This is a genomic window from Pseudomonas sp. G5(2012) (genome assembly GCF_000408945.1).
Classification (GTDB): domain Bacteria; phylum Pseudomonadota; class Gammaproteobacteria; order Pseudomonadales; family Pseudomonadaceae; genus Aquipseudomonas; species Aquipseudomonas umsongensis.
This window is the reverse complement of sequence record NZ_APIO01000065.1, coordinates 1-19412: the sequence shown is the minus strand read 5'-3', so window position 1 is coordinate 19412 and position 19412 is coordinate 1. Positions and strand designations below refer to the sequence as shown.

Sequence of the window (19412 nt, the reverse complement as noted above, 5' to 3'; positions counted from 1 at the left end):
AGTTGCTGGCTTTGTTGGTCGTGCATGCGCTTGTGACCGGTGAGGTCGCGGGCAATCTTCACGTAGCCCTGCAGGCTTTCCCCCTTGAGCAAGGCGACTTCGCCACTGCAATAGAAGCGGCTGCCGTCCTTGCGCAAGTGCCAGCGCTCGTCTTCGCCGCGCCCATGTTTGCGTGCCGCCGCAAGTTCGGCTTCAGGCACGCCCTCGGCGCGGTCCTCGGGAGTGAAGATCAGGTCATAGCAGGCGCCGAGCACTTCGTCCTTGGCGTAACCGAAAATCAGCTGCGCGCCGGTGTTCCAGTCGGTAATCACACCATGCTCGTCGAGAATGATGATCGCGAAGTCGTGGGTGCTTTGCGCCACCAGACGCATGCGTTCCTCACCCAGGCGCAGCTCGTCTTCGGCGGCGCGCCGCTTGCTGATGTCGATGAAGGCCAGCACCGTGCCGTCGATATGATCCTCGCTGGAACGATAGGGCAGCAATCGGGCGATGTACCAGCGTTGGTCGTTGCTGCTGACCTCGCGCTCGATCATGTTCAGCGATTCGAAGACGGTCGCCGCGTCCTCGGCCATCTGCGGGTAATCGAGGCGGTGGGTGATGTCCATCAACGAGCGCCCGGTGTCGACCGGCAGCATGCTGAAGATGTCCGTGGCCCTGGGGGTGAACCAGCGGATGCGCATGTTGCGATCGACGAACACCGTGGCGATGTCGGTGGAGGTAATCAGGTTGGAAAGGTAGTCGTTGATCTTGTCGGTTTCTTCAACCTTGGTTTTGAGCTCGTAGTTGACCGTCAGCAGTTCCTCGTTGATCGACTGCAGCTCTTCCTTGCTGGTCTCCAGCTCTTCGGTAGCTGAACGCAACTCCTCGTTGATGGCCTGCATTTCTTCGTTGGACGCCTTGAGCTCTTCGCTGGAGACCTCCGATTGCTCGATGGTCTCCTGCAAATGCAGCTTGGTACGTTGCAGCTCTTGTTCGAGATTGCTCAACATCCGGTTTTCGGTCTGGCCAGAGACGCTGGCGAGCGAGTCCTGAGGCTCGACTTCGCGCTCCTCAAAGATCACCAGGACGTATTCGTTTTCGGTCTCGTCGTCCTTGTAGGGGTGAGCGGTCAGGTCGACCAGATAGCTGCGCCGCTCACGCTCGATTCGCACTTTGCGCGAGGTCGCTGGCGTGCCGGCCTGCTGCACCTGAAACAGCGTGGTGCGGATCTCCAGTCGCAGGTCCGGATGGGCCAGCGTCAGCAAGTTGCGCGACAACTCGCCCGCCACATAACGCAGGAAGCGCCCAGCACCTTCGGTGATGTGCAGGATATTGGCATTGGCATCGACGATGATGCTCGGCGGCGCGGCCTTTTCCAGGGCGCGCAAATGGATATCGGCATAGGACGTCTTGCGTGCGGATTGAGCGACGACGGGGCTGCTGGCGATGGTCGTGCGCACGTAGCCACCGCGAGGCATGGCCGGTGCCCGTCGGGTATGGGTCAGGCCACTCTTGGCGCGGAAGATGCGGTTGCGTTTGTCCACGGGGGTGAACAGGTCCAGGCAAGCGTCAGCGGACTCGGAGGTCCCCAGGAACAGGTAGCCGCCCGGGCGCAAGGCGAAATGGAACATTTGCATGATGTCGCGTTGTACGTCGCGGTCGAGGTAAATCAGCAGGTTCCTGCAGACGATCAGGTCGATTTGCGAAAACGGCGGGTCCAGCAACAGGCTGTGCTTGGCGAACAGCACTTTCTCGCGGACTTCCTTGCGCACGCGAAAGTGCTGTTGTTCGCGGCTGAAGTACTGGCGCATGTATGACGGCGGGACGTCGGTTGCGATCGCTTCGGGATAGACGCCGTTGCGACCGAAGGCGATGGCCCGGTCATCGATATCCGTGGCGAAGACTTGCAGCTTGGCGGGGCTGTCATGCTGCGCCAGCTGTTCGGTCAACATCATCGCCAGGCTGTAGGCTTCTTCGCCCGTCGAGCAGCCTGCCGACCAGACGCGTATCTCGTCACGCTGTGGCCCCATCGATTTGAGCAGGCTCGGTACGACATCGCGCTCCAGCGCCTGGAAGGCTTCGCCGTCGCGAAAGAAATTGGTCACGCCGATCAGCATGTCGCACAGCAGTTCCCTGGTTTCTTGCGGATGAGCCTGCAGGTACTGGTAATAGGCGGCCAGATCCGGTTGCGCGGTCACTTGCAGGCGCCGCTCGATGCGGCGCAACACCGTCGCGCGCTTGTAGTGCTTGAAGTCATGGCCAGTGCCTGCCCGCAGTTGTAGCAGTATGTCCTGCAGCCGTTGTTCCGCGACGGCGGCGTCGCGCTCGCCGGGAGCCGGGCCGATACTGGCGTCAGGATCGTTGGCGTTCGGCAGGCGAATGGCTTGCGAGTTGCGCCACAGCTCCAGCAGCTTTTCCGGCATTTGCACCACCGGCAGCACCAGGTCGACCATCCGGGTGTCGATGGCGGCGCGAGGCATGCCGTCGAACTCGGCATCTTCGGGTGCCTGCACCAACGTGACGCCGCCTTGTTCCTTGATTCGCGACAACCCCACCGCGCCATCAGAACCGGTGCCCGAAAGCACCAGGCAAAAGGCGCGTTCCTTGTGCACATCCGCCAGGTCCCTGAAGAACAGGTCGATGGCGATGTTCAAGCCAGGGTGTCGATCGGTCGATGTCACCGACAGGTGGCCATCGCTCATCGCCAGGTGGTGCGCGGGCGGGATGACGTAGACGGTGTTCTTCTTGATATCAGTCGTTTCGGTCACCTGCAGCACCGGCATCGCAGTGACATCCTGAATGATCCGGTCGACGATGCTGTGGTGATCCGGTGACAAATGAAGAATCACCACGAAGGCCATGCCGCTGTCATCGGGCATGTGTTGAAAAAATGACTTCACGGCCTGAAGCCCGCCGGCGGAAGCGCCGATGCCTACCACAGGAAAGTCCAGGGTACTGGGGGTCAACTCTCTGCGCTGGGGGGCATCGGGTGCGTGCTTCGTGGAAGACGTCATACATTAAGGCCTTAAATGGCGACCGCAGCAGCCTGCCCACGCCAATTCAAACGGGTTCATGAAAGGGGTAAGGATAATGTGGGTAGCGCCGCATTGCTAAGCCAAACAGCGGCGCTGCTGGCACCAGCATAGATCAGGTTTCGGGGTTGTCTGGCATGGCAGCGAGCGGGCGCACTGGAAAGGTGGGGTTGCGCTGGCTTTTGAAACATTGGGAGATAATGTCGTTTTCGTGATGCCTTGGGTGCAAGTGCGCTATCGATTCTGCGAGATGCTGTAGAAAATCACCGTAGATGCATGATTTAAGGCGCTTTTTTTTTCGCAGCCGACTGCGGGCAGTGTTCGAAAAACACCGTTGCAAACTTGCTTCACTCGGTCGGGATGTATATATTCCCCCCTCTGCTTCACCGCGCTACCGCCCGAATGGCGAAACTGGTAGACGCATGGGACTTAAAATCCCCCGCTCGTAAGGGCGTGCCGGTTCGATTCCGGCTTCGGGCACCATATATTTCAAGGGTTTGCGAGCGGAAGCTAAGCAAGCCCTTGTTCGTTTCTGGTCCGCAATTATTGGATTGGTCCGCAATTCACTTTGTTGGCGAGACTCGTCATTACGACGATCGTATGTCCAAGTTGATCCCTAGCCTACAAAATATCGCCGCTTGATTCGGCTTTGTCCGTACCGGCTTTAGCGTGCAAGTCGCGCATTTGTAACGCGGACTTTTCGACCCCGGCCGCTTCCCTGGCCAAGTCAAATCTCCCCCGTAGCACCGCTACCGACATTGGTGTGCCATCCTCTAACGATCAACCGCGTCGAGCGGACCTTGTGTTCTGACTTCCGGGACATGATTCGATCAATCAAAACCCTTAGCTCGCCAGTGATTTCAATTCGCCGCTTTGCGTTTGTATTGCCCTGCAGCACCCATATCTGACCTTCGCGAACGTCTCGCTCATCCAACAATCGAGTGTCGGTAACCCGCTGGCCAGTCAAATAGGCCTGTTTCCGTTTGCACTGCTGCATCATTGGGGTGTGATCTTGTGCTGGGATTTCGCCGGCAGGGCGGCTGAGATGGCTGGCCAATTCTTGGGCCAATTTATCGGGGAAGGGCTCAGGAATGCGGGCAACCGTTGTGGTTTGGCCCTTGAATTCAAAGGCCGATTCCCCGAATTCACCCGCCTAGACGTCATAATTAAATGTCGCGTCTACCTACGCGGAGCGCTGCGGTCGACCTTTAGCAGACTCAGAGTAAGGGGTGGCCGTTTGCGGACGTCCCAGTGGAACGAAACGAGTGATTTGAACCGATTATGAGGAGATTCACCTTCCTTAAAATGAAGAGCCCCTCCTGTTTCAGCTTTTCGCAGGCCAAGTACCACTACATTTGCATGCCATTGCAACCATACAAATTTCAGCCTGGTCAGTTTTGAAGGAGGGAGGGCACCGATCTCTATAAAGCAGAAACTCTCACCTCTTAAACACCGCCATTTTGATACACCGTCGCACTCCAATATTGGCTGCCGTTACGTTTTTGGCGAGTCCATCCATCTGCCTCCAGTTGTCTGGCGATCATTCGATTCATAAAGCCATGACCGAGCAGCAGAACCGGTCCTTCGCTGGCAAGGGACTGAAGTCGTTGAGCTGCCGTGCGGGCACGCATCCTCGCAATGCCGACGGATTCGACTCTGCGTGAGTAACCACACAACCATAAGACTCGAAGGATAAATGCCCAGGTAAACGGCGATAGCCGTGGCAGTTTCCAGTGACCATAAGGCAGTGGCGCTTCACGGAATAGCGCGTCGACGAAGGCGGGCTTCAGGCCGAGAGCCTGGACGGAAGTCAGCGCACGAGGCGCGTTGCTCGAGACAATCACCGTGGCGATTGCGGCGAGTTGCTTGCTGGCAACCGGGACGGGTTGGTCGGTAATTTCGGATCGGTCGTATTGTTCGATCCAGTCTTTCATATCGAGCGCTGACATTTTGTCGGTTGCGTCCAGCTTTGGCTGGCCGTGACGCATCAGGATTATTTTTCTGCTCACTGTCTGTTTACGTCCTTGTCCTGGTGTTTATCAAACCAACCGTGATCACGGTACCACGCCACGGTGTCGGTGATTGTTTGCTCCAGCGCCCGGAAACTTAGGTCAAGCTCTCGTTCACTCTTGCCGTGGTTGAAACAGGTGCGGTCCTTTTCTCGTACCAACAGGCGCAACGTGGCCATGCTCAGCAGAATGGGCTTGCCGGTAATACGCGCGTAGATCTCTTGCACAACTGCCAAGGTGTACAGAAAGGGCAGCGGCAGTTGTCGAACGGGTGTCTTGACGCCTGCGATACGCCCAAGAACGGGCACCAGCTCTCGCATGGTCATATGCCGACCCGCCGCGAGATAGCACTCGCCTCGCCGTCCATGTCTGGCGGCGGCAATCTGCGCCAATGCCACATCGCGGGCATCGACAACGGAGAAACTACCAGGGATCAGTCCGGGCAATTTACCGCGTACGACATCGTTGACCAACTGTCCCGAGGAGGTCGGGCCAATGTCGGCAGGACCCCACATCCAGCCAGGCAGGACCATGCAGGCATGCATCTCGGGATGGACTTCCAGGAACGACAGGACGATACGGTCGGCGAGGATCTTGCTGCGGTAATAGTCATCCGCATCGGCGTCGGCCCGCAGACAGGTTTCATCAATTGACGTGCCGGGAGCGCCGTCGAGCACGGCAATGGAAGACGTATGGATGAACCGTCGTATACCAGCGCGGTAGGCCTGACCAAGCAGGTTCCGTGTACCGGACACATTAATCTTTTCGAGTTCTTCCCAGTGGCTGCCGCCCTTGTAGTTGTCGCGAAAGAACGCTGCGGTGTGGAACACCGTATCGCAGCCTTGCAGCGACACTGCGAACGCGTCGACATCGGCCATGTCACCCACCACCAGTTCTACACCCGGCAAATGCTTGAACTGTTGTTCACCTTTGGCTCTTGAACGGACCAGGGCTTTGACCACGCAGCCACGAGCGACCAATTCGCGCACCAGGTTGTTGCCCAACAAGCCGGTCGCGCCAGTGACGAATGTGTTATGCATGTGTCAACCCTCACTCTGATCGGCTAACGGCATCAACACCGCACTGTCGAAGAAGGCCTCTTCACGTATGGCCAACCCGTCTCTGAAGGTGAAGTGTGCGGCGTAGTACGCGGCAATGTGGCGTCCATGGGGTGGAATCACCCGGTCCGACAGCACTAATGGTGCAGTGAAGGTGCCGGTCAGGAGGGCAGTCAGTGCCAAACGATCGTCAGTGACGATAAAAGGGCTCAAGGTCACCTTGGCATCGGGGAACGCTTCGATTAATGCGCGCTCTCGCTTGTGCATGGTTTCGCGACCGGTTTGTATCCCCATACCATCGAAGTAGACGAAGTCTTCGGAAACCAGCGCAAGCATCGACTCCAGATCTCGGCGATTAAAGGCGCTGGCGGCGCGTTCCGCATAGTCGTTGGGGCCAGTAGTCATACAGTCCATTCCATTCTTTTCGAGGGGGTGTAGATATACCGTTGACGCCTCTGCCGAAAAACAGCGACTGCTGCATAATGGATTTGCAAATTTGCGGATCAGGGAAGATATGAAGCATGGCTTTGCAAGCAAATTGGGACGATCTTCGCCTGCTGTTGGCAGTCTCGCGACGTGGCAGCTTTCTTCAGGCCGGCCAATTGCTGGGGGTCGCTGCGTCTACTGTGGCGCGACGGCTGACCCAACTTGAAGGCGCACTTGGCGAGCCACTCGTCGAGCGGGGAGTTGAAGGATGCAGGTTGACCCCGCGAGGCCAATCCCTCGTGGACGTTGCCCTGGCTGCAGAAGCGGGCTTGAGGCGTCAAACCGTTACGGGCATGTCCGAGTTACACACAGAGCTGTCTGGCAGTGTCGTGGTCAGTGCAGGAGAGGGGTTCTCGTCTTGCGTGCTGGAGGCCGCGAGTCGCTTCACCACTCTGCATCCGCGATGCTCGGTGGAGTTGCTGGTAACAGCCGACTTTCACAAGATCGTCCGCGGCGTCGCAGACATTGCTGTACGCACGACTCATCTGGGCGAACCGTCGCTGATTTATCGCTCCATAGGCAGGCTCGCTTACGGTGTCTTCGCCGATGCAGGTTATCTGAAGCGGTTTCCAGGGCTGACTCCGGCCACTGCGGTCAATATTGGCTTGCTTCCTCCGCTGGACATGTTGCCGCAAATGCGGGTGGCAAAGGCCGCGGGGTTGGACCGCACGCAGATCACCGTGAGCTCGTTCGCGGTTCAGCTCGAATCGGTGAGGCGAGGTATGGGCGTGGCGGTGCTGCCCCGTATTCTGGCGAAGGATCTGATCGGGTTGTTCCCGGATCTCCAACTTCCAGATATGGAGGTCTATCTGGTGACCCGGCCGCAGGCATTGAAACAGGCTCACATCAAATGTTTTTTTGTCATCCTGGAGCAGGTGCTGCTTGAAGCCCTTTCCATGGAAAGTGTCGAAGGTTACCTCTTGGAGAGCGCTCCGAAATGAGCGCATAAGGCCGCTTGCAGGTTGTACGGTAATGGTGGGAAACAAGCCTTTTCTCCACATTGATTAGAGTGATTTCGAGGCCAAAAAATGGGTCAAAATAGGTGTTATTCGATTCCGGCTTCGGGCACCATGAATATCAAGGGCCTACCGTTTTCGCGGTAGGCCCTTTTTCGTTGGCTACGCTTTTTGCTTCTCCCGACGCCATGTCGTCACACTGCAACCAAAGCGACCCGAGAACCATCTGGAAAAGGCACTCAAGGAAGAAAAGCCCAGAAGAATGGCGACTTCTGAAAGCGGTCGCTCGCGGTTCACGACATAGCGGTTTACCAGATCGACCCGAACGTCATCGACAATGGATGAGTAGGTTTGATTGTGATGGGCGAGGTGGCGATACAGGGTCTTGCGGTCCACGCCAAGCTGCTGGGCCAGTTTTTCGGCTACGCACTCGCCCGTTGGCAATAGCGCGAAGACCAGTTTGCGCACCTTGTCAGGCATCGTCACGTCGGACTGGGCCAGTTTGGCGTCGAGGAATTCCCGGGCATGGCGCGCAATCAATGGGTCATACGACTGGATCGCTGCATCCAAATCGGTGGTGGCCAATACGATGCCGTCGAATTCATGATTGAACCGAACCGATGGTCCAAACACATGCCGGTGCATCGCCAGATTGACTGGCGCCTGGTGCGTGAAACAGACACTGCGAGGCTTCCAGGTGGGGCCAAGCAGTTGTTTCAACGTTCGGAAAATCACGCACGTGACGAGTTCGGTGGCTTGTCTTACCGATCCCCCCATATTGTCCGTGAGTTCCTGCCTGAAAATCGCCACGCCGTTGGCTTCTTCAATGCTCAAGTCCATTGATTCGTTGGTGAGCCCGAGACGACGTGTCAACGATTGCCAGGCTTTGCGCAGCGTCTGCTCCTCGCGCAGGGCAATGGCCAGGGGACCGAGGTTTTCCAGCTGGCGGGTTTGGCCCATGCGCAGGCCAAAGTCTTCGACCTTCGCCGCATACGCTGAGTCTTCCAGCAAGTGCATGACCGATTTCGCCGGGATCATGATGCTTGGGTCCATCAACGCGGCATCGGTGATGCCTGCCTTGCGCAACTGTCGATAGGGGTCGAGTCCGACGGAGATCGCAACGTCGATAAAATTCGTCAGGCTTGAACTTCTAAGCAAACTCGGCATTGGAACTCCATTTTTGCCTCGAGATGTAAAAAAAATACCCCGAAATGTCAAGTCCAACAAAGGCCATTCGCGGATACTTTTTCTACGAGTGGCGCTAAGCACACTGATATTGAGCGCAAACATTCGGCATTTCGTATTCGAGGAGAATCAATTTGGCACACGTTATTCGTATGAATGAAACAGGTGGTCCGGATGTTTTGCGCTGGGAAGAAATGGAGGTTGGCGATCCGGGTCCAGGGCAAGTTCGATTGCGTCATGAAGCGGTGGGCCTGAATTTTGCCGACACCTATTTCCGTTCCGGGTTGTACCCGATGCCGCTTCCCGCCGGCATGGGCGTGGAAGGCGCAGGCGTAGTCCAGGCCGTTGGCGAAGGGGTGAGTAATGTTGCGGTCGGCGATCGTGTCACTTACACCGGCTTCCTTAACACATTGGGCGCCTATAGCACCGAGCGCCTGATACCCGCGGCGCCCTTGATCAAGCTGCCCGACTCCATTTCGTGCGAAACAGCGGCGGGGATGACCATGCGCGGGCTGACGTCGTCCTATCTGATGCGTCGCATCCATGACTTCAAAGCGGGCGACACCATCCTCATGCATGCGGCGGCTGGCGGTGTTGGACTGATTGTGTCGCAGTGGGCCAAGCTACTCGGTGTGACGGTTATCGGCACCGTATCGAGCGAAGCCAAGGCCGAGATTGCGCGGGCCCATGGTTGTGACCATACGATCAACTACAGCCACGAAGACGTGGCCGCGCGGGTCCGTGAATTGACCGATGGCGTTGGCGTCAACGTGGTGATCGATAGCGTGGGGAAAGACACCTTCGACGCCTCTTTGAATTCGGTCAAGCGGCGCGGTCTGGTCGTTTGCCTGGGCTTCGCCTCCGGCCCGGTCTCAGGCTTTGATCCGCAAATCCTTGCCACCAAGGGTTCACCTTTCCTGACCCGCCCGGCGCTGGCTGATTACATCGTCGACCCGGTGGAAAAGGCCGCACTCGCTGCGGAAATCTTCGGTCATGTTGCAGCCGGTCGCATCAACATCCCGATCAACCAGCGTTACGCGCTACAGGACGCGGTGCAGGCCCATCGCGATCTGGAAGCGCGCAAAACCACAGGCTCCTCGATTTTTGTGATCTGAGGAGGTCGCCATGCGAGTTGAACAACTGACCTGTTCCATCGGTGCCGAGCTGATCGATGTCAATGTCGCCGACGCCATCCACGACGATGAAGTGTTCGGGCTTATCCGCGAAGCGTTGATCAAGCATCGGGTGCTGTTTTTGCGTGATCAGGACATTACCCGGGCTGAGCATGCGAGCTTTGCACGCCGCTTTGGCGATCTGGAGGACCACCCGGTAGCGCCGACCGACCCCGAGGCGCCCGGCCTGGTGCAAATCTACAAGCGCCCGGACGTCCCGCTCGATCGCTACGAGAACACTTGGCATACCGATGCGACCTGGCGCCAGGCACCGCCCATGGGGGCCGTACTGCGCTGCGTGGAGTGCCCGCCAGTCGGCGGTGACACGATGTGGGCGAATATGGTGTTGGCCTATGACAACCTGCCGGATCAGGTCAAGGCGCAGATCGGCGACCTGATTGCCAGTCATAGCATCCAGTCGAGTTTCGGCGCGGCGATGCCGCGTGAAAAACGCCATGCGCTGAAGGCCCAGTTTCCGGATGCAGAGCATCCAGTCGTGCGCATTCACCCTGAAACCGGTGAAAAGGTGCTGTTCGTCAATGCCTTTGCGACGCACTTCGTGAATTACCACACCAAGGAACGTGTGCGTTACGGACAGGACTGCAACCAGGCGGGTGGTGACCTGCTGCAATACCTGATCAGCCAGGCGTACATCCCTGAATATCAAGTGCGCTGGCGCTGGAAGAAAAACAGCATGGCCATCTGGGACAACCGCTGCACCCAGCATTACGCCGTGATGGATTACCCGCCGTGCCATCGCCAGATGGACCGCGCCACGATCATCGGTGACCGGCCTTACTGAACGGGCAGACACAGCTTTTTTCCAATCCGATCCAACTAGCTGACAGTGAGATAGAAAATGCAATTTCTAGACGATTCGCTGCACCCGGAAAACCAGGAAAAAGTAGTTATTACCGTCGCCCCGTACGGTCCCGAGTGGATGCCTGAGGACTTCCCGGAAGATATCCCTGTCACCATGGCAGAACACATCGAAAAGGCAGTCGAGTGTTACGAAGCAGGCGCCACTGTGCTGCACCTGCATGTGCGGGAACTGGATGGCAAGGGATCGAAACGCCTGTCCAAATTCAACGAGCTGATCGCCGGTGTGCGCGAGGCTGTGCCGGACATGATCATCCAGGTCGGCGGTTCGATTTCATTCGCCCCGGAAAACGATGGCCAGGCTGCCAAGTGGCTGTCCGATGACACGCGCCACATGCTGGCAGACCTTGATCCGAAACCCGACCAGGTAACGGTAGCGATCAACACCACGCAGATGAACATCATGGAGTTGCTCTATCCCGAATACATCGAGGGCACTTCGCTGGGCAATCCGCTACTCGGCGCAGCCTATAGCGAAATGACAGTGCCCGCAGGGCCTGCCTGGGTGGCAGAGCACCTGCGCCGCCTGCAGGCCTCCGGGATTCAGCCGCACTTCCAGTTAACGGGTATCCACGCGCTGGAAACCCTGCAGCGCCTGGTGCGCAAAGGCCTCTACACCGGTCCTTTGAATTTGACCTGGATCGGGGTAGGTGGAGGATTTGAGGGGCCCAATCCGTTCAACTTCATGAACTTCGTACAGCGTGTCCCGCAAGCTTGCACATTGACCGCCGAGTCTCTGCTCAAGAATGTGCTGCCGTTCAACATGATGGCATTGGCCATGGGTTTGCACCCGCGCTGCGGCAACGAAGACACCATCATTGGTCAACATGGCCAGCGCTTCGGCTCAGTGGATCAGGTCAAGCAAACCGTGCGTGTGGCTAAAGAGTTGGGCCGCGAAATTGCGACCGGCAAAGAGGCGCGCCAAATCTACCGCATCGGCACCTGGTACAAGGATGCAGACGAAACGCTCGCTGCAAACGGCATGCTGCCCAACCGCACTGCGGGCCCGATCGTCCCCTCGGCCCACGGTCGATAGTTCGCCTCAGCGTGAGCACGGGCAGTAAGGCGCCAGCGCCTTCCTGCCCGGTTGTACCGATGCAGCCGTGCGCAATTCCCTTGAGTTGCGTGGATAAAAATAATGGGGGCGATATGCAGGCAGAGAAGTTTTCCATATCGGTTGCGGCGAATCCTGCGCGTGGGATTTCACGCCCGCGAGCCTATTGCTGGCTGGTATTTATCGTTATCTACGCATTGATGCTGTCCGATTACATGTCGCGACAGGCACTCAATGCAGTCTTTCCACAACTGAAGGCCGAGTGGGCCTTGAGCGATGCGCAACTCGGCCTGCTCAGTGGCATCGTGGGGCTTGCGGTTGGCTTGCTGGCTGTTCCGGCCGCGTTGATGGCGGACCGCTGGGGGCGGGTTAAAAGTGTGGTGATCATGGCGCTGTTCTGGAGCCTGAGCACCTTGGCCTGTGGACTGGCAGAGCACTATAACCAGCTGCTGCTGGCCCGACTGTTTGTCGGTATTGGCGAGGCCGGCTACGGCAGCGTGGGGCTCGCAATTATCTTGAGTGTATTCCCGTCTTCCATGCGTGCCACGCTGACCGGGGCCTTTACCTCTGCCGGCATGTTTGGCTCGGTACTGGGCCTGGCCTCAAGCGGCGTGATAGCGAATCACTTTGGCTGGCGCGCCGCGTTGATTGCCATGGCGGCGCTCGGGTTTCTATTGATCCTGTTCTTTGCATTCACCATTACTGAAACACGCCTGGCGCAGCACAGGCCCCTTCAGTTAGTCGAGTCGCCGGTCGAAGGCAAACGTGTTGAAAAAATTCGATTGCGCTCACTTCTCAAGACGTTGTTTGGCGCGCCGACGCTGGTGTTCACCTATGTTGGCAGTGGCCTTCAGCTCTTCACCGCCTACACCATCATTGCCTGGATGCCCAGTTACCTGAACCGCTACTACGATTTACCCGCTGACAAGTCGGCACTGGCGGCGGCAGTGTTACTGATCGCCAGCGGGCTCGGCATGGGTCTGTGCGGCGTGTTCACTGACTGGGTGGGGCGCAAGTCGGACAAAAACAAAACGTTGCCCGCCATTCTCTACTGCCTGGGCTCCTGCCTGCTGCTGATGATCAGCATGCGCTTGCCACCCGGCACCGGACAGTTCGCGGTGATCATCGCGGGCGTTTTCTTTGCGGCTGGCACTTATGGCTCAGCGGGCGCCATCGTCACCGATCTGGTGCACGTCTCTCTTCACGGAACCGCGATCGCTACCCTGGCGCTGGCCGGCAACCTGTTGGGTGCCGCGCCAGGGCCCTACCTGACCGGCCTGCTCGCCGACAGGATCGGCCTGCTCGGCGCGTTGCAGTGGGTCCCGTTAGTCTCGATTGGCTCAGCACTGGCGTTTGCTTTCGCAAGGTCCCATTACCTCCACGACCTGCGCCGCCATGAATCCTCAAGTTGCCATCAATCGCGTTGAAAAAACACTTCTCACATCCCGTAAGGAAATGCAGACGATGAATCACATCCATTCAAAACCGCTCAAGGGTAAAGTCGCCGTCATCACCGGCGCTGGCCGTGGCATTGGCCGCGCCATTGCCCTGGCTTATGCGCAGGCCGGCGCCGCGGTGGTTTGCAGTGCCCGCAGCACGGCGGAAATAGCCGAGACTGTGCGCATGATCATCGAAGCAGACGGCCAGGCTGTCGCCCAGACAGTCGACGTGGGTGACTACGCCGCAGTCGCCGCCCTGTACCAGCGCGCCAGCGATGAATTCGGCGGCGTCGATATCGTGGTCGCCAACGCCGGCATCGCCATCGAGCAACGACGGATCGAGGACAGTGACCCGGCGCAGTGGCGCAAGACCATCGACATCAACCTGACCGGTGCCTACCACACCGCTCATGCCGCCATCCCTTACCTGCGCCGGCGCGGTGCCGGGAAAATCATCATGATCGGTTCTGGCCAGCGCCACCGTGCCACCCCCGGTTTTTCGGCTTACTCCTGCTCCAAGAGCGGCATGTGGATGCTCACCCAGTCGCTCGCGGTGGAGTTGCTGGAATACAACATCAGCGTCAACGAACTGATTCCAGGGCCTGTACAGACCGAGATGACGCGTGATGCGGCGATTCCCCCGGGGGAGTGGTTCAAGACCCCGGAAGACGTGGTGTCGCTGGCCTTGTTCCTGGCAAATATGCCTGATGCAGGACCTACCGCTCAGAGTTACAGCCTTATGCGCCGGGCGATCTGATGGGCAAGACGTCGTCTTGGACCCAGTGACGACTCTAACTTGACCCATGAATGTCGCTTTAACTGAAACTCATCCTGTGAGAAGCGTTAAATGAGTGCAACTGCATTGTTTACCCGGATGGATCAAAGCACCCAGGAAGACTGGGATATTATATCTGCAGAATTTAAAAACTTTGCCAGCGCTTTGCCTGATCGAATCATCGCGCACATGAACTTGCTGTCAGGTGATTTTTCCGGCTTTCCGATTGATCGTCTGGATCACTGCCTGCAAACGGCTACGCGCGCCTATCGTGATGGTCGCGATGAAGAGTATGTGGTGTGCGCGTTACTGCATGACATCGGTGATACGCTGGGCGCCTACAATCATTCCGAAGTGGCGGCGGCCATCCTCAAACCCTTTGTCAGCGAAGAAAATCACTGGATGATCCAGAACCATGGAATTTTCCAGGGTTATAATTTCTTTCACCGCATTGGAATGGATCGCAACATGCGCGACATGTTCAAGGAACAGTCGAACTATGCGCGCACGGCAGAATTTATCGAATTGTACGACAGTCCCGCCTTCGATCCCGAAGGTGAAACTTTACCCTTGAACTTCTTTGAGCCGATGTTACGCCGTGTATTGGCCAAGCCCAGGTTGTCCCTCTATGGGCCCATGTTTGAGCGCTGAAACACCCGCCAACCCCAAAATGTAAAATTATTACCCCAAATCGTCAAAAGCGAATTTGGTTTTCTGCAGATACTTGTCTCACGTCATCCAGATACCGGAGTCATTTATGCAATTGGACGAGCAACTTGAACACGCGCCATTTGAAATGGCGCAGGCTAGCACGCGCAACTTTGCAGGCCGTGTCGTATTGATTACCGGCGCGGGCCGAGGCCTGGGGGGAACCATTGCCCGGCATTTCGCGCGGGCCGGTGCGGATGTTGTCATCTGCGATATCGATATCCCCGCCCTGGAGGAAACCCGCAAGGCTGTTGAAGCGGCGGGTGCCAACTGTTTGGCTCTTCACTGCGACATCTCCTCGAGCAGCCAGGTGGTCGCCATGTTCGCCGACATTGTCCAGCGTTTTGGCACGTTGCACATTCTGGTGAATAACGCGGCGCTGGCGCCCACCGGGGCCGCTGATGCGGTACGACGCAACAAGCATTACGCCTACATCACCACTGCGCAACCGAGGCAATCACTGGGTTTCACCAGTGAAATTACCGACGAGGAGTGGCATCGGTACTGGGATGTCAATGTGCACGGCATGTTCTATTGCACGCGCGAAGCGCTCAAGCTGATGCAGGAGCAACGTTATGGTCGCATCGTGAACCTTGCCTCGATCGCCGGGATGTCGGCAATCAGCGCGCACAGTCCGCACTACAGCGCGTCAAAGGGCGCCGTCATTGCCTTCACCAAATCGGTCGCGGCGGAAGTTGCCGGCGGCAACATCCTGGTCAATGCCTTGGCACCGGGCGGGGTGTCGACTCCCTTCTTTGAAGAGTATCTCGACTCCATCGGCGAGGAAGGCCGGCGCAGGTTCTGGCAAGTCATACCGGCGGGCAGGTTCGGGACAACCGATGAATATGCGTCCGTGGCGACGTTCCTTGCAGGCGATCACTATTTCGTGGGGCAGGTCATCAGTCCCAATGGGGGAGCAGTCCTTTAAACAGTGCGAACTTGCTGTTGAGTACGACACCCCCACTTCAACATCTGGACAACACTATGCGACTGGTAAGATTCGGAGAAAAGGGCAAGGAGAAGCCTGGCCTGCTCGATAGCCAGGACATCATCAGGGACCTGAGCGGTATTCTCAGCGACATCGACGCAAGTACATTCACGCCATCATCCCTGGCGCATCTACAGGATATCGATCCATCGACTCTCCCGGCCGTGGAGGGGAATCCAAGGTTGGGGACGCCACTGCGGGTAACCGGCAAGTTCCTCGCGATCGGGTTGAATTACCGGGATCATGCACAGGAGGCCAATCTGCCGATTCCTTCGGAACCGATAGTGTTCATGAAAGCCAACTCCTGTGTCACGGGCCCCCATGATGAAATCATCCTTCCACCCGATAGTAAAAAAACCGATTGGGAAGTCGAACTCGGCATTGTTATTGGCAGCGAAGGCGCCTACCTCGAAAAAAAGGATGCACTGGCGTATGTAGCGGGCTACGTCCTGGTTAATGATGTTTCGGAAAGAGCCTATCAATTGGAGCGTGGGGGTACCTGGGATAAAGGAAAGAGTTGCGACAGCTTTGGCCCGATTGGCCCATGGTTCATCACCAAAGATGAAATAGGCGACGTACAGAACTTATCCATGTGGCTGGATGTGAATGGCGTTCGCAGGCAAACAGGCAACACGGCGACGATGATTTTTGATGTACCCACCATCGTCGCGTATATCAGCCAGTTCATGCGACTTTACCCTGGCGATATTATCACCACGGGTACGCCGCCAGGCGTTGGAATGGGGATCAAGCCCACACCGGTTTTCCTTGAAGAAAACGACATTGTTACGCTGGGTATTGAAAAACTTGGCCAGCAACGCCAGGCGTGTGTTCGCTACAAAGGTTGAGTTCAATAAAGGCTATTAACAATAGTTCCGGCGGGAAAATGCGTCATCGAAGTATTTGATGTTGTTTGGATAAAAACAAAAATAAACGGAGACAAGTCAATGCATGAACATAGCGTTTGTAGTGCGTGCCTGCGGCGAAGTCAGTTGGCTGTGGCCTGACCTTGAACAAATCTTTCTAAACATTCGCATTGCCCGGATGCCGGGCAGGAGATCTACGCAATGATGTTCGTGAAAAGTTTGATGGCGACTTCCCTGGCAATGGTTTTCACAACAGCGGTACACGCCGCAGTGTCCCCTGAACAGGCGGCCAGGCTGGGCTCCAGCCTGACGCTGGTGGGGGCCGAAAAGGCCGGTAGTGCCGATGGCTCCATTCCGGCCTACAGCGGCGGCCTGACCACCGCACCGGCCAGCTTCAAGGCGGGCGACACGTTTCGTCCGGACCCCTTTGCCAGTGAAAAGCCGGTGCTGGTGATCGACGGCAAGAACCTCGCCCAGTACCAGGGCATGCTCACGGCCACCACGGCGAAGTTGATCGAGCGATTTCCCAGCTACCGCGTCGATGTTTATCCGACCCACCGCACTGTAGTACTGCCGCAGGCAGTCCTGGACAACAGTGTGAAGAACGCGTCCGGGGCCAAGTCCCTTGAAGGCGGGTTGGCCATCGACAACGTCTTGCCGGGCGTGCCGTTCCCGATTCCGCAATCGGGCGCCGAGGCCATGTGGAACTTCCTGCTGCGTTACCAGGGCGTCAATATCAATGCCAAGTACGACTCCTGGAACGTCGATTCGGCCGGTGTGGCCAGCCTGGCGACCACCGCTCAAGCGTTCATCAACTACCCGATCTACGAGAACATGTCGCAGCCCATCACCAGCTCCGACGTGTACTACCAGATGAAACTGTATTACACCGGCCCGGCGCGGCGCGCCGGTGAAGCCATCATGCTCAAGGACGCGACCAACGCCATCGAGATGCCGCGCCGCGCCTGGCAGTACCTGCCTGGCCAGCGCCGGGTGAAGCTGGCCCCGAGCCTGGCCTACGACACGCCTAACCCAGGTACGGCCGGCACCGGCACCTATGACGACGTGTTCGTGTTCAACGGCGCGCTGGATCGCTATAACTGGAAGTTGGTGGGCAAGCAGGAAATGATCGTGCCCTATAACACCTACAAACTGACCTACGCCCAGGATCCGAAGTCGCTGACGACCTCCAACCACCTGGCACCGGATATGGTGCGCTGGGAGAAACACCGCGTCTGGGTGGTGGAGGGCAACCTGAAGTCCGGAGCACGTCACGTGTACCAGAAACGCCGCTTCTATCTGGATGAAGACAGCTGGGTCGCTCTTGCCTCTGACCAGTACGATTCCCGTGGGCAGCTCTACCGTGGTTCCTTCGCCTTCCTGAGCCAGAGTTATGACAAGCAGGTTCCGGACGCCACGCCGTACATGATCTACGACCTGGTCGGCGGTTCCTACAACATCAACGGCGTGGTTGGCCCGTACGGCGGCATCCACTACATCAATGCGCTGTCCAAGGCACAGTGGTCGCCTGAGTCCCTGGCAGGGGCGGGCATTCGCTAGGAATTCATGTGGTGAGAGGACTTGTGTGGTGAGGGTTTTATCCCCTCACCACAGGTTTCTTGTTCGCCTGGACATTTGCTGGCCGGGCTCAAGAATACGGCGTCTGCACACGCAAGGTTATTTGAAGTGCTTCGTCATCGCCTGCTTACCGATTGCGGCTTCAATGTCTCGGTAGGTGCGCTTATCGGTCGCGCAAAGCAGCGACCGTCCATCCCTCAGTTGCATCGAAAAGGTCAGCTCGATTTCATCGTCTGCCAATATCACGCCAGCGACAGCTCCGATCGGTCCGAGAGCCAATGCGCCGGCCAGCCCCAAGCCGACAGCGCTCGATACGTCCCGATAAGAAGATTCATTGACAACCGTGACGTCGAGTATTTCGCACGTGGTGATCTTCAGGCCTGGCCATGGATAGACGGCCGTTTGAATGGTTATGAACCCAGGTTCAAGTTCTGCAGAACCTTCAAGGAAATCCCCCGCCAGGATTTTTATTTTTGCCATGTGGTGTCCTCCCTGTATGAGCTACAAGAAAATTCAACGCTTGGCAGGGTGGTGCGTCAACACGCTCTGGACGAGCAATACCTATTGGCCGACTAGTGGCTTTGGGCGGGCTGGATCGAGTCTCGTGAATGAATGCTTCACTCAATAAGGCCGCGTATTGCAAGCCTCGTCAATGAGGTCGATGAAGTCGTCATGGGATACCGGTTTACCTACATGATAATTAAACCCTGATTGCCTGGTTTTTTTCTGCTCCTCGCTGGTGGCGTAGCCCGAGAGGGCAATGGCAGGCGTGTGTTTCAGGTGGGAAATCTGACGGATGGCCCGGATGAACTGATGGCCATCCATGACCGGCATGCCGATGTCCGAGATGATCACGTCGTAGTTGCTGTCCTTCGCCGCTTTCAGGGCTTGCAGGGGATCGCTGAAGGCTTCGACATGGGCGTCTTCCATTTCCAGCAACATTTGCAGGACTTCCATGACGTCCTTGGAGTCTTCCACCAGCAGCACTTTCTGGCCAACCAGACGCCCCTGTTCGGCGACTGTCGGCTGTTTGTCCGGCTGTTGTGAGGGCCGAGAGAGCGGCAACCGGAGGGTGAAGGTACAGCCACGACCAATGCCTTCGGACTGTACATCTACCGAACCGCCGTGGGCTTCCACCAGTTGCCGCACCAACGACAGGCCAATGCCCAGGCCTTCGCGCTGATGGCTGGCATGCGGGTTGTCCGCCTGGCTGAAGAGATCGAACACTTTGTGCAGATTGTCCTGCTC

17 protein-coding genes, 1 tRNA gene and 1 pseudogene are annotated in these 19412 nt (G+C 57.5%); 11 read left to right on the top strand and 8 right to left on the bottom strand.

Annotation, left to right across the window (positions count from 1 at the left end; all coding sequences use genetic code 11):
- Positions 1-2993 (bottom strand): CheR family methyltransferase (locus PG5_RS20925; protein ID WP_042955604.1); only part of this gene is annotated, 2993 nt, incomplete at its 3' end.
- A gap of 414 nt (positions 2994-3407) precedes the next feature.
- Between PG5_RS20925 and PG5_RS20920 the strand changes: the two genes are divergently transcribed.
- Positions 3408-3494: transfer RNA gene (locus PG5_RS20920), tRNA-Leu, on the top strand.
- Positions 3495-3635: 141 nt separating this feature from the next.
- Here the strand turns inward: PG5_RS20920 and PG5_RS34990 are convergent.
- The 4 genes and pseudogenes from PG5_RS34990 to PG5_RS20900 all read right to left on the bottom strand — a co-directional run.
- Positions 3636-3984, bottom strand: a pseudogene (locus PG5_RS34990) (tyrosine-type recombinase/integrase); the annotation flags it as partial.
- A 472-nt stretch (positions 3985-4456) separates the two neighbouring features.
- A complete protein-coding gene (locus PG5_RS20910) occupies positions 4457-4999 on the bottom strand; it encodes a histidine phosphatase family protein (RefSeq protein WP_081648175.1) in 543 nt (180 codons plus the stop codon).
- Positions 5000-5016: 17 nt separating this feature from the next.
- Positions 5017-6060, bottom strand: coding sequence for an SDR family oxidoreductase (locus tag PG5_RS20905; RefSeq protein ID WP_020799105.1), 1044 nt, complete (start codon positions 6058-6060; stop codon positions 5017-5019).
- A gap of 3 nt (positions 6061-6063) precedes the next feature.
- Positions 6064-6483, bottom strand: coding sequence for an ester cyclase (locus PG5_RS20900; protein ID WP_020799104.1), 420 nt, complete (start codon positions 6481-6483; stop codon positions 6064-6066).
- A gap of 116 nt (positions 6484-6599) precedes the next feature.
- Between PG5_RS20900 and PG5_RS20895 the strand changes: the two genes are divergently transcribed.
- Entirely contained in the window at positions 6600-7505 is a 906-nt protein-coding gene (locus PG5_RS20895) for a LysR family transcriptional regulator (RefSeq protein ID WP_020799103.1), read from the top strand.
- Between the two features lie 177 nt (positions 7506-7682).
- Here the strand turns inward: PG5_RS20895 and PG5_RS20890 are convergent, their stop codons facing one another.
- On the bottom strand, positions 7683-8810 hold the full coding sequence (locus PG5_RS20890) for an AraC family transcriptional regulator (RefSeq protein WP_231989915.1): 1128 nt from the start codon (positions 8808-8810) through the stop codon (positions 7683-7685).
- Between the two features lie 29 nt (positions 8811-8839).
- On the opposite strand from PG5_RS20890, the gene PG5_RS20885 reads away from it, so the two are divergent.
- The 9 genes from PG5_RS20885 to PG5_RS20845 all read left to right on the top strand — a co-directional run bounded on the left by PG5_RS20885 (position 8840) and on the right by PG5_RS20845 (position 18146).
- Complete coding sequence (locus tag PG5_RS20885; RefSeq protein ID WP_020799101.1) at positions 8840-9820, top strand: quinone oxidoreductase; 981 nt, start codon at positions 8840-8842, stop codon at positions 9818-9820.
- Between the two features lie 10 nt (positions 9821-9830).
- The gene (locus PG5_RS20880) at positions 9831-10679 is read left to right on the top strand and encodes a TauD/TfdA family dioxygenase (protein WP_020799100.1); all 849 of its coding nucleotides are present in this window, start codon (positions 9831-9833) and stop codon (positions 10677-10679) included.
- Positions 10680-10736: 57 nt separating this feature from the next.
- A complete protein-coding gene (locus PG5_RS20875; protein ID WP_020799099.1) occupies positions 10737-11792 on the top strand; it encodes a 3-keto-5-aminohexanoate cleavage protein in 1056 nt (351 codons plus the stop codon).
- A 113-nt stretch (positions 11793-11905) separates the two neighbouring features.
- Entirely contained in the window at positions 11906-13237 is a 1332-nt protein-coding gene (locus PG5_RS20870) for an MFS transporter (protein ID WP_020799098.1), read from the top strand.
- A 37-nt stretch (positions 13238-13274) separates the two neighbouring features.
- A complete protein-coding gene (locus PG5_RS20865) occupies positions 13275-14006 on the top strand; it encodes an SDR family NAD(P)-dependent oxidoreductase (RefSeq protein ID WP_020799097.1) in 732 nt (243 codons plus the stop codon).
- A 90-nt stretch (positions 14007-14096) separates the two neighbouring features.
- Entirely contained in the window at positions 14097-14675 is a 579-nt protein-coding gene (locus tag PG5_RS20860; protein ID WP_042955603.1) for an HD domain-containing protein, read from the top strand.
- A 106-nt stretch (positions 14676-14781) separates the two neighbouring features.
- Positions 14782-15660, top strand: a complete 879-nt coding sequence (locus tag PG5_RS20855) for an SDR family NAD(P)-dependent oxidoreductase (protein ID WP_020799095.1) — start codon at positions 14782-14784, stop codon at positions 15658-15660.
- Between the two features lie 56 nt (positions 15661-15716).
- Positions 15717-16568, top strand: coding sequence for a fumarylacetoacetate hydrolase family protein (locus tag PG5_RS20850; protein WP_020799094.1), 852 nt, complete (start codon positions 15717-15719; stop codon positions 16566-16568).
- 219 nt (positions 16569-16787) lie between these two features.
- Positions 16788-18146: a DUF1329 domain-containing protein gene (locus PG5_RS20845; protein WP_020799092.1), complete on the top strand. Its 1359-nt coding sequence runs from the start codon at positions 16788-16790 to the stop codon at positions 18144-18146.
- A gap of 117 nt (positions 18147-18263) precedes the next feature.
- On the opposite strand, the gene PG5_RS20840 is transcribed toward PG5_RS20845, so the two are convergent.
- Together PG5_RS20840 and PG5_RS20835 are read right to left on the bottom strand one after the other, a co-directional pair.
- Complete coding sequence (locus tag PG5_RS20840) at positions 18264-18644, bottom strand: hypothetical protein (RefSeq protein ID WP_042955601.1); 381 nt, start codon at positions 18642-18644, stop codon at positions 18264-18266.
- Between the two features lie 141 nt (positions 18645-18785).
- Positions 18786-19412, bottom strand: a 627-nt coding sequence (locus PG5_RS20835; RefSeq protein ID WP_042955600.1) for a response regulator, incomplete at its 5' end; no start/stop codon positions are given.

Excerpts from the sequence above, each read along its gene's own strand:
- PG5_RS20910 (WP_081648175.1), bottom strand. The coding sequence starts at position 4,999 with ATGCGTCACGGCCAGCCAAAGCTGGACGCAACCGACAAAATGTCAGCG.
- PG5_RS20905 (WP_020799105.1), bottom strand. The coding sequence starts at position 6,060 with ATGCATAACACATTCGTCACTGGCGCGACCGGCTTGTTGGGCAACAAC.
- PG5_RS20900 (WP_020799104.1), bottom strand. The coding sequence starts at position 6,483 with ATGACTACTGGCCCCAACGACTATGCGGAACGCGCCGCCAGCGCCTTT.
- PG5_RS20895 (WP_020799103.1), top strand. The coding sequence starts at position 6,600 with ATGGCTTTGCAAGCAAATTGGGACGATCTTCGCCTGCTGTTGGCAGTC.
- PG5_RS20890 (WP_231989915.1), bottom strand. The coding sequence starts at position 8,810 with ATGTTTGCGCTCAATATCAGTGTGCTTAGCGCCACTCGTAGAAAAAGT.
- PG5_RS20880 (WP_020799100.1), top strand. The coding sequence starts at position 9,831 with ATGCGAGTTGAACAACTGACCTGTTCCATCGGTGCCGAGCTGATCGAT.
- PG5_RS20875 (WP_020799099.1), top strand. The coding sequence starts at position 10,737 with ATGCAATTTCTAGACGATTCGCTGCACCCGGAAAACCAGGAAAAAGTA.
- PG5_RS20870 (WP_020799098.1), top strand. The coding sequence starts at position 11,906 with ATGCAGGCAGAGAAGTTTTCCATATCGGTTGCGGCGAATCCTGCGCGT.
- PG5_RS20865 (WP_020799097.1), top strand. The coding sequence starts at position 13,275 with ATGAATCACATCCATTCAAAACCGCTCAAGGGTAAAGTCGCCGTCATC.
- PG5_RS20860 (WP_042955603.1), top strand. The coding sequence starts at position 14,097 with ATGAGTGCAACTGCATTGTTTACCCGGATGGATCAAAGCACCCAGGAA.
- PG5_RS20855 (WP_020799095.1), top strand. The coding sequence starts at position 14,782 with ATGCAATTGGACGAGCAACTTGAACACGCGCCATTTGAAATGGCGCAG.
- PG5_RS20850 (WP_020799094.1), top strand. The coding sequence starts at position 15,717 with ATGCGACTGGTAAGATTCGGAGAAAAGGGCAAGGAGAAGCCTGGCCTG.
- PG5_RS20845 (WP_020799092.1), top strand. The coding sequence starts at position 16,788 with ATGATGTTCGTGAAAAGTTTGATGGCGACTTCCCTGGCAATGGTTTTC.
- PG5_RS20840 (WP_042955601.1), bottom strand. The coding sequence starts at position 18,644 with ATGGCAAAAATAAAAATCCTGGCGGGGGATTTCCTTGAAGGTTCTGCA.